Raw genomic sequence first — 16,044 nt, forward strand, 5'->3', positions numbered from 1 at the left:
GCCGTTGCGTCGTCCGGGCCGGGCCGTCTCAGCGGCGCGGGCGGAGCAGCAGCATGCTGAGCACGCCCACCGCCGTCAGACCGGCCGAGACCAGCAGCACGGCGTCGCTGCCCGCCGGGGCCACCGCGATGACCAGGGCCACACCGATCGACGAACCGATGTAGCGGGCCGTGTTGTTGGCGCCCGAGCCCATCGCCGCGCGCTCGGGCGGGACGGACCCGACGGCGACGCGCGGCAGGGCGGCGTTCAGCAGCCCGCTGCCCACCCCGGCGATGAACAGCCCCGGGAGCAGCCGCACCAGCGAGCCCGCGTCCACCGCGCCCAGCATCGTCAGCACACCCACCGCGTGCAGGGAGAAGCCGATGGCCAGCTGGTGGCGGGCCTGCACCCGGTCCGCGAGACGGCGGGCCTGGAGCGCGACCAGGAAACCGGTACCCGACCAGAGGACGAAGAGCCAGGCGGCCGTCAGCGGCGAGGTGCCGAGCGCCTGCTGGAGCAGCGCGGGCAGATAGCTGAACAGCCCGATCACCGCGAGCCCGGTGAACAGCGCCCCCGCCGTCGACGCCAGGAACTCCGGGCGGCGCAGCAGTCGCAGATCGATCAGCGGTGTCGCGGTGCGCCGCTCCACGGCGACGAACACCGCCGCGAGCACGAGCGACGCGAGCAGCAGCAGGCCCACGGGGGCGCGCAGCCAGCCGTCCCTGCCGAGCGTCAGCGCGCTGACCAGCGAGGTGAAGGCGAGGCCGAGTGCGGCGGCGCCCGCCAGGTCGGGGCGGCCGCCGCGCGGGGCGCGCGACTCGGTGAGCGTACGGGCGGCGACGACCGCACCGGCCAGGGTGGCCGCCGCGAGCACGCCGTACGTCAGCCGCCAGCCGTACGGAGCGAGCAGACCCGCCAGCAGGGGGCCCACCGCGATACCGGCGCTGACGAAGGCGCCCCACACACCGGTGGCCCGGATCCGGGCGGAACCGGCGGGGAAGGCATGGACCAGCAGGCCGAGACTGCTCGCCAGGACCGCCGCGGTCGCCGCGCCCTGGGCGGCGCGGGCGAGCGTGAAGGTGAGCGTGGTCGGGGCCATGGCGCCCAGCGCGACCGTGATGGCGAGTCCGAACGTGCCGATGAGGAAGAGCCTGCGCCTGCCGTAGTCGTCGGCGAGGCTGCCCGCCACCAGCAGCAGCGCGGCCAGGCCGAGCGGGGTGCCGTTGATCAGCCATGCCTGGGCGCCGACCGGGGTGGAGAAGGAGGCGGTCAGGCCGGGGATCGTCAGCATGGGGGCCGTGTAGTTCATGAGCGCCACGGCGGTGACGGCGCTGGTGACGGCGAGCGTCGCACCCGCGCCCGCCGGTCTCCCGGCGGTCGCGGTCGCGGTCAGCGTTGCCGGTCCCGGCCGAGTGGCCGGTGTGGCCTGTGTGGTCTGCGTCTCCTGCGTCTCCTGCGACGCCTGCGTGGCCTGTGTTGCTGACGTTGTCCGTGCCGCTTGCTGAGCCATGAGTCCCCCAGGTGCGTCATAGGTTCAGTGAATGAACCCACGCTACCACTGTCAGTTCATTCATTGAACCTGCGGAGTAGGGTGGGGCCATGGCACTGGGTAAGGACTACGCGGCACAGCAGTGCTCCATCGCGCGGGCGCTGGAGGTCATCGGCGAGCGCTGGACGCTCCTCGTCGTGCGCGACGCCTTCTACGGCGTGCGCCGGTACAACGACTTCCTCGCCCACCTCGGGATGCCGCGGGCCGTCCTGGCCGCCCGCCTTCAGGCGCTCATCGAGGCCGGTGTCCTGGAGAAGCGGCGCTACCAGGAAGCCCCGCCGCGCGACGAGTACGTACTGACCGACGACGGGGTCGCCCTCTGGCCCGTCCTGCGCTCCCTCGGGCTGTGGGGGCGCGACCACGTCCCGGGCACCCTCCCCATGCGCACCTTCCACCACGCCGCCTGCGGCACGGAGCTCGGCGCGTACGGCGAATGCCCGGCCTGCGCCGTTGCCGTACCGCCCAGGGATGTGGAGATGCGCCCGGCCGCAGGGCTTGATCCGGAGCCGGACAATCCGGTCAGCCGTGCGCTCCTTGAGCCCCGGAGGCTGCTGGAGCCGATCGAAGCGAGTCGTGTATAACGGCTGGAGATACGTTTTTCAGCATCGCCATGCAGTGATCACTGCATGTAGTGATCACTGCACTGGATCAGCTACTGCGCGGACAGGAAGGGGGTGGGAGACGTGGCCGCTCGGTTCATGCGTCTGTCCCGCCCCGCCATGGCGCTGTTCTTCTTCCTCCTCGCTGAAGTACTCCTCGCCGAGAGCGGCACGCTCACCTCCGCCGTCGCACTGGCCGCCACCGCCGCGGTCGGTTCCGCGGTCGCCGCCTTCGCGCTCATCGCCTCGCGCACCGCGCCCGCCGTGCCGCGCACCCGGATCCGTACGGCCATCCGCGACCGTGAGCGGCGTACGGCCTTCCTTCCGCAACGCGATCCCGACGCCTCGGGCAGGCCCAGGCCCCGAGCGCCCGGCCGTCCCGTCCCGACGGCCGCGTAGGACACCCTCCGCCCCACGTACCACCACAGTTCCGCTGCGGTCCGTCACGCCGACATGTCTTTCTGTCCGGCCCGCGACGAGACCCCTCGGAGGGTTTTCCCGTGTTCTCTTCCGTCTTCACAGCGTTCGCCAGCCTGGTCACGCACATCGCCGACCTGCTTCAGCCGCTCTTCCACGGTTCGGCGACCGCCGTCGCGATCATTCTCTTCACCGTCTGCGTACGGCTCGCTGTGCACCCCCTCTCGCGGGCCACGGCCCGTGGCCAGAAAGCCCGCACCAAACTTGCCCCGCGCGTGGCCGAACTGCGCAAGAAGCACGCCAAGGACCCGCAGAAGATGCAGAAGGCCATCATGGAGCTGCATGCCGAGGAGAAGGTCTCCCCGCTCAGCGGCTGCCTGCCGAGCCTTCTGCAGATGCCCGCGTTCTTCGTGACGTACCACCTGTTCTCCAGCCCGCAGATCGGCGGCTCGTCCAACTCCCTGCTCGGTCACACCCTCATGGGCAGCCCGCTCGGCGGCCGGCTGAGCGACGCGATGGGGCACGGCGGGCTGTTCGGCGAGCAGGGCGCCATCTACCTGGTGCTCTTCGTGATCGTCACCGCTGTGGCCACGTTCAACTACCGCCGCACCAAGCAGATGATGGCCGCCGCTCCGACCCCCGCCGCCGAAGGGCCCGGGGCCGGTGCGATGGGCGCGATGACCAAGGTGATGCCGCTGATGTCGTTCATGACGCTCCTCACGGTGTCCTACGTGCCGCTCGCAGCCGCGCTGTACGTCGTCACCAGCACCACCTGGACCGCCGTCGAGCGCGCCTTCCTCTACCGGGACACGCTCCCCGCCGCGGCAGCCGTCGCCAGTCCGATCTAGCGGCATGACGGTGAGGTGATCTGGCCGGCCCAGCGGCCTGAGCTGCGGCTCGTCCGGGCACGTTCGGGGAGCCGGGTGGTCCAGCTTGTGAACGGGGTCTTGCGGCCTGCACCTCGAACTTGGAGGATCAGCCAATCCCCCGATGGCCGCAACCCATCGGCCGGACCGGTCCAATCGTTGGGAGACTGACCATGAAGCTGCTGCGTGTCGGAACAGCCGGGGCCGAGCGCCCCGCACTGCTCGACGCCGACGGAACCCTCCGTGACCTCTCCGCGCTGGTTACGGACATCGACGGCGGCCTGCTCGCCGACGAGGCGACGCTCGACCGGATACGGGCTGCCGCCGCGGCCCGTGTGCTGCCCGCCATCGAGGGCGATGCGCCGCGGATCGGGCCGCCGGTCGGCCGGATCGGCAAGGTCGTCTGTATCGGGCTGAACTACCACGACCACGCGACGGAGACGGGCGCGGCCATCCCCGCCGAACCGATCGTCTTCATGAAGGCGCCGGACACCGTGGTCGGCCCCGACGACACCGTGCTCGTACCGCGCGGCAGCGAGAAGACCGACTGGGAGGTCGAGCTGGCCGTCGTCATCGGGCGTACGGCCCGGTACCTCGGGTCGGCGGAGGAGGCGCTCGGCCATGTCGCCGGGTACACGATCGCGCACGACGTATCGGAGCGGGCCTTCCAGATCGAGCGCGGCGGCCAGTGGGACAAGGGCAAGAACTGCGAGACGTTCAATCCGCTCGGTCCCTGGCTGGTGACCGCCGACGAGGTGGCCGACCCGCAGGCGCTCCCGCTGAAGCTGTGGGTGAACGGCGAGCTGAAGCAGAACGGCACGACCGCCGACCAGATCTTCCCGGTCGGTGAAGTGGTGCGGTACCTGAGCCAGTTCATGACGCTGTACCCGGGCGATGTCATCAACACCGGTACGCCTGCCGGGGTCGCGATGGGGCAGCCCGAACCCAAGCCGTATCTGCGGGCCGGGGACGTCGTGGAGCTGGAGATCGAAGGGCTCGGACGGCAGCGGCAGCCGCTCAAGGACGCGTAGCGGCCGGTCCGGCCGCCTGCGGGATCGGCTGCGGGCGGCCCGGCCTGTCGCGGGATGGCTGCGGGCGTGGCCGGCCGGGCCTGTCTGCGACAGGCGTGTCTGCGACAGGCATGTCCGCGACGGGTACGTCGCTACAGGCATGGCGGCCGGCCCGGTCAGCCGCCGTACGGGTGGTCGGTGCGGGCGGCGCGCAGCGCGCGGTTCCACCGGACCAGCTGGTCGGCCATGCCCTGGGCGGCGCCCGCACCGACCGCTTCGTCGAGCGGCTTGCCCCGTCCGCTCACAGGTCCACCGTGACGCCGTCGCGCGCGGAAGTCCGCGCGGCCTCGATGACGGCCAGCGCCGCCGCCGCCTCGTCCGCCGTGACCGGCGGCCGGCCGCCGTCGCGCAGGGCCTTCGCGACACCCGCGTAGTACGCCGGGTAGTCGCCGGGCACGGTCGGTACGGGCGAACCGCCGCCCGTCAGCGGGGACTCGCCCGCACCGATGCGGCCCCACAGCGACTCGGGCTCCTCGCCCCAGTGCGCCGAGGCCGCGGGGCGCGCGCCCGCGCGCAGCGCCGCCTCCTGGGGGTCGAGCCCGTGCTTCACATAGCCGGCCGCCGAGCCCAGCACCCGGAAGCGCGGGCCGAGCTGGGCGGTGGTGGCGGAGGCGTACAGATGGGAACGGACGCCGTTCGCATGGGTGATCGCGATGAAGGTGTCGTCGTCGGCGCGTGCGCCGGGTCGGCGGACGTCCGACTCCGCGTACACCCGGACCGCCGGGCCGAAGAGGACCAGCGCCTGGTCGACGATGTGGCTGCCGAGGTCGTAGAGGAGCCCGCCGATCTCCGACGGGTCGCCGGACTCGCGCCAGCCGCCCTTGAGTTGCGGGCGCCACCGCTCGAAGCGGGACTCGAAGCGCTGGACGTCGCCCAGCCTGCCGTCGGCGATCAGCCCCCGGAGAGTCAGGAAGTCGTTGTCCCAGCGGCGGTTCTGGAAGACCGAGAGCAGCAGGCCGCGTTCATCGGCGAGCGCGGCCAGCTCGCGGGCCTCGGCGGCCGTGCCCGCGAGCGGCTTGTCCACGACGACCGGCAGCCCGGCCTCGATCGCGGCGGTCGCGAGCGGCACGTGTGTCCGGTTCGGGGACGCGATCACGACCAGGTCCAGCTCGTCCGCGTACCGCCAGAGCTCGTCCGGGGTGCCGGCGAACCGGACGCCGGGGAACTCGGCGCGCGCCTGCTCCCGGCGCTCCTCGTCCGAGGTGACGATCGTGTCGAGAACCAGGCCGTCGGTGGCCGAGATCAGCGGTGCGTGGAAGACGGAACCCGCGAGGCCGTAGCCGATGAGTCCGACGCGGAGCGGGTCTGCAGTCATGCGAGCAGTCATGCGAACCACTTAAGCAACGGTGTTGCCAAAGCGCAAGTGTGCCCCACAATGGGGGCGTGAACAGGAGCGAAACCACCGGGTCCGGCGCCAATCTGCCCGCGCTGCGCAGCCACAACGCGGCGCTCGTGCTGGAACTGCTGCGTACGGCGGGGGAGGCCGGAATCAGCCGCCTCGAACTCGCCGAGCGGACCGGTCTCACCCCGCAGGCCGTCAGCAAGATCACCGCCCGGCTGCGGGCGGACGGCCTCGCGGCGGAGGCGGGCCACCGCGCCTCCACGGGAGGCAAGCCGCGCACGGTGCTGCGGCTGGTGCCGGGCGCCGCGTACGCGGTCGGGCTGCATCTGGACCGGGACCGGGTGAGCGCGGTGCTGGTGGACCTGGCGGGGACGGTCGTCGCCGACCGGAGCGCGGAGCTGGACTTCGGGGCGGGCGCCGACGCGGTGGCCGGGGCGGCGGCCGGTGTGGTGTCCCGGGTGGTGGCCGACGGGGTTTCCGGAGCGGCGGCCGATGGGGCGGCGAGCGCGGGCGGGACGGACCCCGCCGGCGGCCACCGGGCTCCGGTCCTGGGCGTCGGGGTCGCCGCCCCGGGCCCCCTCGACCACGACACCGGGGTGCTGCGCCGGGTCACCGGATTCCCCCAGTGGGACGGCTATCCGCTGCGCGACGCGCTCGCGGAACGGCTCGGCCTGCCCGTCGTCCTCGACAAGGACACCAACGCGGCCGCCCTCGGCCTGGCGCTGCGCGGACCGGGCGACTCGTTCGCCTATCTGCACCTCGGGACCGGGCTCGGCGCCGGTCTGGTGCTCGGGGGCGCGCTCTACCGGGGGCCGCGCACCGGCGCCGGGGAGTTCGGGCACCAGACCGTGCAGCTCGACGGGCCGCCGTGCGACTGCGGCGGCCGGGGCTGTGTCGAGGCGCTCTGTCTGGCCGCCGTCGCCGGGGGCGACCACGCGGCCGCCGCGCGCTTCCTCGGTGTCGGCGCGGCCAACCTCGTACGGCTGCTCGACGTCGACCGGGTACTCCTCGGCGGCCGTACGGTGGACGCCGCCCCGGACGTCTTCGTACGGGGCGTGGGCGCGGTACTCGCCGAGCGGGCCCGGCACGCGGGGGGCGGGGAGGCGGTCCGGGTGGAGGCTGCGGGTGGTGGGCGGCGGCTCGTGGCCGAGGGGGCGGCGCAGCTGGCGCTGGCCCCGGTGTTCGGGCACTTCGGGCGGGCGGCGGTGCCGTTCAACGCCCGTAGGACCTGATGACCATGGGCTGATCGGGCGGGAGGGCCCGGGGCATTCGGCGGTACGCGGTCGTGGCGGGCCAGGCCGGCCCCGCCGGTGCGGTTCCGTGTATGGAGTCCGGACCTACGCGATCAGCAAAGGCGTCCCCCATGCGACTGCGCAGTGCCCTCTGCACCGGAGCGGCCCCGGCCGCCGCCACCTCTGCTCTGGCCTCCCTGCTGCTGCTCGCGGCCGCACAGCCGGCCACCGCGCAGAACCTCACTGTCCGGGGCGGAACCGCCTCTGCGCCCGTCTGTGCCGACCGGGGCGGCTCCGCCTTCCCCGTCGAGGCCAGGATCCACGGCGGCCCGACCTCGTATGTGCCCGGCGGCGCGTACGACACCTGGTCGCTCGAACTGACCAACACCTCCGACGGCGACTGCCAGGACATCCACCCGGTCGTTGTCCTCGTCGACCGGGGCAGGAAGCTGGAGGACCGCCAGATCCAGCTGGAGTTCAACGACCCGGCCGCGCACCGCTGGCGGCCCGTGCCCTTCACGACCACCGACGAGGACGAGCACATCGGCCCGTTCGGGGATGGGGCCGACGGGACCGACAAGGCTGCCGGGGCCGACGGGACCGACAAGGCCGGCGGGGCCGGCGGGTTCGACGTTCCGGCGGGCCGGACGGTCTCCGTCCCGGTCCGACTCGCGTTCGCCGACGGCACCACCCCGGACGACGTCACCGCCAACGCCGCCGTCGTCCGGCGGCACGGCGACGACGGCGACTGGGTCGGTGAATCCGACGACTACCGCTTCACCATCACCGGCACCCCGCCCGCCGACCCCACCACCACGGACGTCCCCGGCGAGCGTGTCCCCGGGGAACGCATTCCGGGCCGGGACCACAACGGGGACATCGGAGGCCGGATCGGTGTCGGCCCCGAAGTCGGCCCCCGTAACGGCGCCCACCGTTTCGTCGGTGAGCTCGCCAGGACCGGCTCGCACCGGCTGCGCACGCTGGGCACCATCGCCTGCACCAGTGTGCTGCTGGGCGCGGCCCTGGTCGTGGGATCGCGGCGCCCGAGAATCCAGCGCCGCCGGTAGGGCCAGTAGCAGCGCCACCGCCTCCCGAAGTACTGCCGCCACCCCGGGCGCCGGCAGCTCCGACGTAGCAGCACCACCGCCGTGGCTGGCCCGTTCACCCGGGTCTGGGACCATCGCCCCGTGGACTACCCGCACAGCCAGGCACCTGGCGCACCGATCCGCTCCGGCATCCCGGAGCACGGCCGCATCCCGAAGTACTACGCGGTCAAGGCCCATGTCTCGCTGCTCATGGAGGAGTTGGGGGAGGGCGAGGCGCTGCCCACCGAGCGCGATCTGGCCGTACGGTACGAGGTGTCCCGCGAGACCGTACGGCAGGCGCTGCGCGAACTGGTCCTGGAGGGGCGGCTGCGGCGGCAGGGGCGGGGGACCGTCATCGCGGGCCCCAAGCTCGAACAGCCGCTGTCGCTGGCGAGTTACACCGAGGGTGTGCGCCGCCAGGGCCGGACGCCCGGGCGGCATCTCATCTCGCTGGACCGTTTCCCCTGCCCCGACGCGCTCGCCGCCGAGACCGGGCTCGGCCGGGGCGAGCCGGTCTGGCATCTGGAGCGGGTACTGCTCGCGGACGACGAACGCGTCGGACTGGAGAGCACCTATGTCGCGGTGGCCCGAGTCCCCTCCCTGGACAGCGAGTTCGACCCCGACTCCTCCTTCTACGGTTTCCTGCGCGACCGGCTGGGCATCGGCTTCGGCGACGCCGACGAGCGGATCGAGACGGTCCTGGCCACCCCGCGCGAGGCGCTGCTCATCGGGACGCCGCCCGCGCTGCCGATGCTGCTGATCCACCGGGTCTCCCGTGACACGGAGGGGCTGCCCCTGGAGCGCGTACGGACGCTCTACCGGGGCGACCGGTTCAGCTTCACCACCCACCTCGCGTCGGGCTGACGCCCGAGCCGGTCCCGGTCCCGGCCCCGGACCAGGCCAGGCCGGCTCGCTTTGATAACAGAAACATAACGGGTCTAGTCCAGTCTTGTGGGGCTGTTCACCCTGCCGTTGCCCCGGGGTCGGCACCGGGACACCCGCTCCCAGCAGCGTTGCCGTCGTGAGAGTCATCGTCGTAGGAGCCGGCGTGGTGGGAACCATGCACGCCTGGCACGCAGTGGAACGCGGCCACGAGGTCGTACAGATCGAGCGCGAGACCGAGGCGCGGGGCGCCTCGCTCCGTAACTTCGGGCAGGTGTGGGTCAGCGGGCGGGCCGGCGGGGAGGAGCTGGCGACCGCGCTGCGCGCCCGGGAGCTGTGGGAGGAGATCGGGAAGCGGGTGCCGGGCATCGGCTTCCGCGCCACCGGGTCGCTCACCCCCGTACGGAACGCCCTGGAACGGGGCGTCGCGGAGGCCGCGTTGAAGCGGGACGACGCGGCGGCGCGCGGGTACCGGCTGCTGACCCCGCAGGAGGCGCGCGAGATCAACCCGGCGCTCCGGGGCGAGTTCGAGGCGGCCCTGTGGTGCGGGAAGGACGCGGCCGTGGAGCCGCGCACCGCCCAGCTGGAGCTGAAGAAGGCCCTGCTGGCGTCGGGGAGTTACACCTACCTGGGCGGGCGGGAGGTCCGCGAGGTCGTCGGCGCCGGCTCGGTGCGCGACGACCACGGCGATGTGCACACCGGCGACGTCGTCGTCCTCTGCACCGGCGCCTGGCTCGGCGGTCTGGTGCGCGAACTCGCCCCCGACCTGCCGGTCCGGCGGGTCCGCCTCCAGATGATGCAGACCGAGCCACTCGGCGAGCGCCTCACCACGTCCGTGGCCGACGCCGACTCCTTCCGCTACTACCCGGCGTACGCCTCCGAGGCCCTCGACGCGCTCAACGCGCGGCAGGCCCAGGACCCGGTGGCCGCCGAGCACCGGATGCAGCTGCTGATGGTGCAGCGCGCGGACGGCGGGCTGACCATCGGCGACACCCATGAGTACGAGCACCCCTTCGCCTTCGACGTGCGCGAAGAGCCGTACGAGCACGTCGCCCGCGTCGCCGAGTCCTTCCTCGGGCGCCCGCTGCCGAAGATCCGCCACCGCTGGGCCGGGGTGTACGCGCAGTGCACCGACACCACCCGCGTCATCCACCGCGAGCAGGTGCGGGACGGCGTGTGGCTGGTCACCGGGCCCGGCGGGCGCGGCATGACCTGTTCCCCGGCGATAGCCGAAAAGACCGCGAACGACCTCGGATGGTGAGTGAGTTGACCGTGCACAAGCCGATCAATCTGGTGGTGCTCGACATGGCGGGCACGACCGTCGCCGACGGCGGCCTTGTCGAGAGCGCCTTCGCCGCTGCCGCCCGCCGGATGGGCGCCGAGCCCGACGCGATGCTGGGCTATGTCCGCGCGACCATGGGCGAGTCCAAGATCTCCGTCTTCCGGCACCTCTTCGGCGACGAGGAGAAGGCCCGGCAGGCCAACACCGCCTTCGAGGAGGCATACGGCGAACTGGTCGGCGCCGGACACATCGCCCCCGTCCCCGGCGCGCGCGAAGCCATCGAACGGATGCAGGGCGAGGGCCGGACCGTGGTCCTGAGCACCGGTTTCGCCCGGACCACCCAGGACGCGATCCTTGCCGCGCTCGGCTGGCAGGACCTGGTCGGGCTGACACTCTGCCCGGCCGACGCGGGCGGTCGCGGACGGCCCTACCCGGACATGGTGCTCGCCGCGTTCCTGCGGACCCGGGCCGTGGACGGGGTGGACCAGCTCGCGGTCGCGGGCGACACCTCGTACGACATGCTCAGCGGCGTACGGTCCGGGGCGCGGGTCGTGGCCGGTGTCCTCACCGGCGCCCACGACCGGGGGCAGCTGGAGCAGCACGGCGCCACCCACGTCCTGGGTTCGGTCGCCGAACTGCCGGACCTGCTGGCCCGGTTGGCCCCGCCGGTGGAGATATGACCAGCGGCACCGGTAGCACCAGCGGCATCCGCTTCGACGGGGTCTCGGTCGCGTACGGCGCCAAGGGCAGGAACGGCGGGACCACCGTCCTGGACTCGCTGGACCTGACCGTCGAGCCCGGTGAGGTGATGGCCCTGCTCGGCCCCTCGGGATCGGGCAAGACCACCGCCCTGCGCGCCGTCGCCGGCTTCGTCCAGCCCTTCGCCGGGCGGGTCCTCATCGGTGGCCGCGACGTGACGGACCTTCCCCCGCACCGGCGGGGCGTCGGCATGGTCGTCCAGCAGTACGCGCTCTTCCCGCACATGCGCGTCGAGGACAACGTCGCGTTCGGCCTGCGGGCGCAGAAGGTGCCCAAGGGCGAGATCCCGGAGCGCGTCGCCGAGGCGCTCGGGATGACGGGCATGGCCTCCTACGCCAAGCGCTACCCGCGCGAACTCTCCGGCGGCCAGCAGCAGCGCGTCGCCATCGCGCGGGCCCTGGCCATCCGGCCCGGGGTGCTGCTCCTCGACGAGCCGCTCTCCGCACTCGACGCCCAGCTGAGGTCCGGGATGCTGGCCGAACTGGCCCGGCTGCACCGCGAGTTGCCCGAGGTGTCGATCCTGTACGTCACGCACGACCAGGTCGAGGCGCTCACCCTGGCGGACCGTATCGCCGTGATGGACCGCGCCCGGCTCCAGGACTGCGGGACCCCGCAGGAGCTGTACCGGCGGCCCCGCACCGAGTTCACCGCCTCCTTCGTCGGCAATGCCAACCTCCTGCCGGTCACGGTACGGAGCGCGGCAGCGGGCTCCGGCGGCGCCGTGGTCTCCTTCGCCGGTACGGAACTGGCGGTGACCGGCGCGGACGGCGCCGCCGACGGCGCCACGGCCACCCTGTGCGTACGCCCGCATCTGGTCGGGCTCGGCGAGGGCCCGAACGCCCTGCGTGGCAGGATCGCCGAGGTCCAGTGGCGCGGCTCGACCCACCGGCTGCTGGTCGACGTGGACGGCCACCGGGTCAAGGCCGATGTGCGCGAACTGCGTGCTACCCCGGCGCTGGGCGACGCGGCGACGCTGCACTTCGCCGCCGAGGACGCGGTGCTGCTCACCGCGGGCGTGACAGCGGACGGGACGGCACCGGACCCCACAGCACCGGACCCCACAGCACCGGGCGGGACGGAAGCAGGCGGGTCGACAGCGGCTACGGCCGCACCGGCGAGCGCTGGGGCGGGAGTGTCCGATGGCTAGCACCACCGCGGTCGCGCCGACAGCCCCGGCCGCGCCGGCCGCGCCCCGTTCACTGCCCCGCTGGATCTGGGCGCTGCCGCCCGTCGTCGTGCTGGCGCTGGTCTTCCTCTACCCGCTGGCGCTCGTCGTCCAGCAGTCCTTCACCCCGGACACGGGCGGTATGTCCGTCGCCCCGTACACCCAGGTCTTCGCGTCCGACGCCTTCCGCCAGGCGCTGACCACGACTGTCTGGCTGGCCGTCGGCTCCACCGTCGGCTGTCTCGTCCTCGGGTTCGCGCTCGCCGTGGTGATCGCTTTCGTACCGTTCCCCGGCGGGAAGGCGGTCGCCCGGTTCATCGACGTCTTCCTCTCGTTCCCGTCCTTCCTGATCACGCTCGCGCTGCTCTTCGTCTACGGCTCGGTCGGCATGGCCAACGGCGCCTGGACGGACCTGACCGGCGCGCACCAGGGGCCGTTCCAGTTCCTCACCACGCCGTGGGGCGTACTCCTCGCGGAGATCACCTACTTCACACCCTTCGTGATGCGGCCGCTGCTCGCGGCCTTCTCCCAGCTCGACACCGCGCAGCTGGAGGTGGCCTCGTCGCTGGGCGCAGGCCCGGCCCGGATCGTACGGCGGATCATCCTGCCGGAGGCGCTGCCCGCGCTCGCCGCCGGCGGCAGCCTCGTGCTGGTGATGTGCCTCAACGAGTTCGGCATCGTGCTCTTCACCGGGGCCAAGGGCGTGACGACCCTGCCGATGCTCGTCTACAGCAAGGCCATCCTCGAATCCGACTACCCCACCGCGTGCGTGGTCGCCGTCGTCAACGTGGCGATCTCCGTCGGGCTCTACTCCCTCTACCGGATGGTGGCGCGCCGTGCTGGTGCATAGCCGTACGGGCAAGTGGACCACCTGGGTCGTCTTCTTCGCCCTCTTCCTGCCCCTGTTCGCCCTGCCGCTCCTGGTGATCCTGCTGGCCTCGTTCGCCACCAACTGGTCGGGGGCGCTGCCCTCGGGCGCGACCGTGAGCCATTACGCGACCGCCACCAGCGGGGACTCCCTGCGGGCCCTGACCACCAGCCTGGTCACCGCCGCCTGCGCGAGCGTGCTCGCACTGACCGTCGGGACGTGGGCGGCTCTCGCCGGGGCCGCACTCAAGAAGCGCGGACGGCGCTTCATGGACGCCCTGTTCATGCTGCCGGTCGCGGTGCCGTCGGTGGTCGTGGGCCTGGCCGTGCTGGTGGCGTTCAGCAAGCCGCCGGTCCTGCTCAACGGCACTTCCACGATCGTGATCCTGGCGCACACCATTCTCGTCACGGCGTTCGCCCACCAGTCGGTCTCGGCTGCCATCCTGCGTCTCGACCCGGTGTACGAGCAGGCCGCGGCCTCGCTGGGGGCCCGTCCCTCGTACGTCCTGTGGCGGGTCAGACTGCCGCTGCTGCTGCCGTCCCTGACAGCGGCGGCCGGACTCTGTTTCGCCCTGTCGATGGGGGAGCTGAGCGCCACGATGATGCTCTACCCGCCGGACTGGACACCGCTTCCCGTCCAGATCTTCGCGATCACCGACCGGGGCTCGCTCTTCACGGGCGCGGCGGTCTCCGTGGTCCTCATGGCGGCGACGCTGCTGGTCCTGTCCGGGGTCTCCCGCATCCGGACCAAGGCGTCGTACCGCTGAACCCGGCCTGCTCTCAACCGAGTTGATCCGCACCCAGAAACCCAGAAGCCCAGAAGCCCAGGAGACACGAAACGTCATGCGCCACCACATCAAGCCGCTCGCCGCCGTCGCCGGGGCCCTGGTCCTCGCGGGTTCCCTCTCCGCCTGCGGTGGTTCCTCAGCGGCGTCCGACGCCAAGGTCGTCACCGTCTACAGTGCCGACGGCCTCAAGGGCGAGAACAACGACGGCTGGTACGACCAGGTCTTCAAGGACTTCCAGAAGCAGACGGGCATCAAGGTCAATTACGTGGAGGGCGGCTCCGGCGAGGTCGTGCAGCGCGCCGTCCGCGAGAAGTCCAACACCCAGGCCGACGTCCTCGTCACGCTCCCGCCGTTCATCCAGCAGGCCGACGCCAAGGGGCTGCTCCAGAAGTACGCGCCCAAGGGCTCGGGCCAGGTCGCCCCGGCCGACAAGGGGACCGACGGGACCTGGACCTCGGTCGTCAACAACTACTTCGGCTTCATCTACAACAAGAAGGAGCTCAAGACCGCCCCCACCACCTGGGACGAACTGCTGAGTGGGAAGTACAAGAACAAGCTCCAGTACTCCACACCGGGTGTCGCGGGCGACGGCACCGCCGTGCTCATCAAGGCGATGCACGACTACGGCTCCAAGCAGGCGGCCATGACGTACCTGGGCAAGCTCCAGGCGAACAACGTCGGCCCGTCCGCCTCGACCGGCAAGCTCGCGCCCAAGGTCGACAAGGGCGAGATCCTGGCCGCCAACGGCGATGTCCAGATGAGCTACGCCCAGTCGAAGACCATGCCGAACCTGGGCATCTGGTTCCCGGCGAAGTCGGGAGGCAGGCCGACCACGTTCGCGCTGCCGTACGCGGCCGGTCTGGTCAGCAAGGCGCCGCACTCGGCGAACGGCAGGAAGCTGTTGGACTTCATGCTCGCCGAGCAGGCCCAGAAGCAGGTCAGCGCGATCGGCGGCGGCTTCTCGTCCCGCCAGGACGTCAAGGCCACCGATGCCAACGCGACCGCGCTGAGTGCACTGATGAAGGGCGTCGACGTCTTCGCACCCGACTGGAACGACATCTCCAAGAACCTCACGTCGTACGTGGGGGACTGGCAGTCCGCCACCCACAGCTGAGTACGGGGGGATGCTGGTGAGCCAGGCCCTGTTCGCGGCACCCGCTACCCCGGGCGGATGTGCCGCAGGCTCCGTACACGCTGCGATGTCGTACGAGGGTGGCTACCGTCGATCGTATGGAACGAGGCGGCGCGGTCCTGATCGACATCGACGGAGTACTCACGGTCTCCTGGGAGCCGCTGCCCGGCGCCGTCGCGGCCATGGAGCGGCTGCACGCCTCGGGGCGCCCCTTCGCCCTGGTCACCAACACGACCTCGCGGACTCGCGCCTCGATCGCCGAGCGCCTGGCCGGGGCGGGGTTTGCCGTCACCGTCGACGACATCCTCACCGCGCCGGCCGTCACCGCCGCGTATCTGCGCGAGCACTGTCCGCACGCGCGTTGTCTGCTGCTCAACGCCGGTGACATCCGGGACGATCTGTCAGGTGTGACGCTCGTCGACGACACGGATCCGGATGCCGACGTGGACGTGGTCGTCACGGGAGGGGCCGGCGCCGAGTTCGGCTACACGGCCCTCAACCGCGTGTTCCGCCACCTGCAGCACGGAGCCCGCCTCGTGGCGATGCACCGCAACCTCTTCTGGCGCACCGCCGATGGCCTCAGCCTCGACAGCGGGGCCTTTCTCCTGGGCCTGGAGCGGGCCGCCGGGGTCGAGGCGGAGATCACCGGCAAACCGGCGGAGGCGTTCTTCGCCGCCGCGCTCGCCCACCTCGGCGCCGAGCCGTCGACGGCGCTCATGGTCGGGGACGACATCGAGTCCGACGTTCTCGCCGCCCAGCGCGGCGGGATCACCGGCGTCCTCGTCAAGACCGGCAAGTACGCGCCCGAGACCCACCGGGCGGCCACGGGCACACCCGACCACGTCATCGACTCCTTCGCCGCGCTGCCTGCCCTCCTGGAACGCCTGGCTACGGACTCCGGCTGAGCCGTGGCGTCCTTCGGCGCGACAATGGTGGCAGGGAACATATCTGCCGTCGTGGAGAGGCGGGAGCGAAATGCCGCATATATCCGTCACCGCTCGGACGCGACGAACGCGACGGACGCGACGGA

General features: G+C 72.1%; 17 protein-coding genes. 14 read left to right on the top strand and 3 right to left on the bottom strand.

Annotation, left to right across the window (positions count from 1 at the left end):
- Positions 1-28: 28 nt before the first annotated feature.
- Positions 29-1,489 carry an MFS transporter gene (locus tag OG210_RS20430; protein WP_328326906.1) on the bottom strand — a complete coding sequence of 487 codons (1,461 nt, stop codon included), beginning with the start codon at positions 1,487-1,489 and terminating at the stop codon, positions 29-31.
- An 89-nt stretch (positions 1,490-1,578) separates the two neighbouring features.
- Here OG210_RS20430 and OG210_RS20435 point away from each other — a divergent pair, with 89 nt between their 5' ends.
- The 4 genes from OG210_RS20435 (at position 1,579) to OG210_RS20450 (ending at position 4,441) form a co-directional block, all read left to right on the top strand.
- Positions 1,579-2,109 (top strand): helix-turn-helix domain-containing protein, encoded by a 531-nt coding sequence (locus OG210_RS20435; protein ID WP_328326904.1) that lies wholly within the window; start codon positions 1,579-1,581, stop codon positions 2,107-2,109.
- Between the two features lie 117 nt (positions 2,110-2,226).
- Complete coding sequence (locus tag OG210_RS20440) at positions 2,227-2,526, top strand: DUF6412 domain-containing protein (RefSeq protein ID WP_328326902.1); 300 nt, start codon at positions 2,227-2,229, stop codon at positions 2,524-2,526.
- 101 nt (positions 2,527-2,627) lie between these two features.
- Positions 2,628-3,392, top strand: coding sequence for a YidC/Oxa1 family membrane protein insertase (locus OG210_RS20445; RefSeq protein WP_328326900.1), 765 nt, complete (start codon positions 2,628-2,630; stop codon positions 3,390-3,392).
- 191 nt (positions 3,393-3,583) lie between these two features.
- A complete protein-coding gene (locus OG210_RS20450) occupies positions 3,584-4,441 on the top strand; it encodes a fumarylacetoacetate hydrolase family protein (RefSeq protein ID WP_328326898.1) in 858 nt (285 codons plus the stop codon).
- A gap of 155 nt (positions 4,442-4,596) precedes the next feature.
- On the opposite strand, the gene OG210_RS20455 is transcribed toward OG210_RS20450, so the two are convergent.
- Entirely contained in the window at positions 4,597-4,725 is a 129-nt protein-coding gene (locus tag OG210_RS20455) for a hypothetical protein (protein ID WP_371538115.1), read from the bottom strand.
- Entirely contained in the window at positions 4,722-5,795 is a 1,074-nt protein-coding gene (locus tag OG210_RS20460) for a Gfo/Idh/MocA family oxidoreductase (RefSeq protein ID WP_328326894.1), read from the bottom strand. Before OG210_RS20460 ends, OG210_RS20455 begins: the two co-directional genes overlap by 4 nt.
- A gap of 68 nt (positions 5,796-5,863) precedes the next feature.
- Here OG210_RS20460 and OG210_RS20465 point away from each other — a divergent pair, with 68 nt between their 5' ends.
- The 10 genes from OG210_RS20465 to OG210_RS20510 all read left to right on the top strand — a co-directional run bounded on the left by OG210_RS20465 (position 5,864) and on the right by OG210_RS20510 (position 15,919).
- Positions 5,864-7,054: an ROK family transcriptional regulator gene (locus OG210_RS20465; protein ID WP_328326892.1), complete on the top strand. Its 1,191-nt coding sequence runs from the start codon at positions 5,864-5,866 to the stop codon at positions 7,052-7,054.
- 131 nt (positions 7,055-7,185) lie between these two features.
- Positions 7,186-8,121 (top strand): hypothetical protein, encoded by a 936-nt coding sequence (locus OG210_RS20470; protein WP_328326890.1) that lies wholly within the window; start codon positions 7,186-7,188, stop codon positions 8,119-8,121.
- A 120-nt stretch (positions 8,122-8,241) separates the two neighbouring features.
- Positions 8,242-9,003 carry a GntR family transcriptional regulator gene (locus OG210_RS20475; RefSeq protein ID WP_328326888.1) on the top strand — a complete coding sequence of 254 codons (762 nt, stop codon included), beginning with the start codon at positions 8,242-8,244 and terminating at the stop codon, positions 9,001-9,003.
- 157 nt (positions 9,004-9,160) lie between these two features.
- Positions 9,161-10,282: a TIGR03364 family FAD-dependent oxidoreductase gene (locus OG210_RS20480; protein WP_328326886.1), complete on the top strand. Its 1,122-nt coding sequence runs from the start codon at positions 9,161-9,163 to the stop codon at positions 10,280-10,282.
- A gap of 5 nt (positions 10,283-10,287) precedes the next feature.
- The gene (locus OG210_RS20485) at positions 10,288-10,983 is read left to right on the top strand and encodes an HAD family hydrolase (protein ID WP_371538119.1); all 696 of its coding nucleotides are present in this window, start codon (positions 10,288-10,290) and stop codon (positions 10,981-10,983) included.
- Positions 10,980-12,209: an ABC transporter ATP-binding protein gene (locus OG210_RS20490; protein ID WP_328326881.1), complete on the top strand. Its 1,230-nt coding sequence runs from the start codon at positions 10,980-10,982 to the stop codon at positions 12,207-12,209. Before OG210_RS20485 ends, OG210_RS20490 begins: the two co-directional genes overlap by 4 nt.
- Complete coding sequence (locus OG210_RS20495) at positions 12,202-13,077, top strand: 2-aminoethylphosphonate ABC transporter permease subunit (protein WP_328326879.1); 876 nt, start codon at positions 12,202-12,204, stop codon at positions 13,075-13,077. The genes OG210_RS20490 and OG210_RS20495 overlap by 8 nt, the downstream gene beginning before the upstream one ends.
- Positions 13,064-13,861, top strand: a complete 798-nt coding sequence (locus OG210_RS20500) for an ABC transporter permease (protein ID WP_371538123.1) — start codon at positions 13,064-13,066, stop codon at positions 13,859-13,861. Before OG210_RS20495 ends, OG210_RS20500 begins: the two co-directional genes overlap by 14 nt.
- Before the next feature lie 76 nt (positions 13,862-13,937).
- Entirely contained in the window at positions 13,938-14,996 is a 1,059-nt protein-coding gene (locus OG210_RS20505) for a 2-aminoethylphosphonate ABC transporter substrate-binding protein (RefSeq protein WP_328326875.1), read from the top strand.
- Between the two features lie 116 nt (positions 14,997-15,112).
- Positions 15,113-15,919 (top strand): HAD-IIA family hydrolase, encoded by an 807-nt coding sequence (locus OG210_RS20510; protein ID WP_328326873.1) that lies wholly within the window; start codon positions 15,113-15,115, stop codon positions 15,917-15,919.
- The last annotated feature ends 125 nt before the right edge of the window (positions 15,920-16,044 follow it).

This window comes from Streptomyces sp. NBC_00466 (assembly GCF_041433995.1).
Classification (GTDB): domain Bacteria; phylum Actinomycetota; class Actinomycetes; order Streptomycetales; family Streptomycetaceae; genus Streptomyces.

Bases quoted from the DNA above. Each gene is read 5' to 3' on its own strand.
- OG210_RS20430 (WP_328326906.1), bottom strand. From the start codon at position 1,489: ATGGCTCAGCAAGCGGCACGGACAACGTCAGCAACACAGGCCACGCAG.
- OG210_RS20435 (WP_328326904.1), top strand. From the start codon at position 1,579: ATGGCACTGGGTAAGGACTACGCGGCACAGCAGTGCTCCATCGCGCGG.
- OG210_RS20440 (WP_328326902.1), top strand. From the start codon at position 2,227: ATGCGTCTGTCCCGCCCCGCCATGGCGCTGTTCTTCTTCCTCCTCGCT.
- OG210_RS20450 (WP_328326898.1), top strand. From the start codon at position 3,584: ATGAAGCTGCTGCGTGTCGGAACAGCCGGGGCCGAGCGCCCCGCACTG.
- OG210_RS20460 (WP_328326894.1), bottom strand. From the start codon at position 5,795: ATGACTGCAGACCCGCTCCGCGTCGGACTCATCGGCTACGGCCTCGCG.
- OG210_RS20470 (WP_328326890.1), top strand. From the start codon at position 7,186: ATGCGACTGCGCAGTGCCCTCTGCACCGGAGCGGCCCCGGCCGCCGCC.
- OG210_RS20490 (WP_328326881.1), top strand. From the start codon at position 10,980: ATGACCAGCGGCACCGGTAGCACCAGCGGCATCCGCTTCGACGGGGTC.
- OG210_RS20495 (WP_328326879.1), top strand. From the start codon at position 12,202: ATGGCTAGCACCACCGCGGTCGCGCCGACAGCCCCGGCCGCGCCGGCC.
- OG210_RS20505 (WP_328326875.1), top strand. From the start codon at position 13,938: ATGCGCCACCACATCAAGCCGCTCGCCGCCGTCGCCGGGGCCCTGGTC.
- OG210_RS20510 (WP_328326873.1), top strand. From the start codon at position 15,113: ATGGAACGAGGCGGCGCGGTCCTGATCGACATCGACGGAGTACTCACG.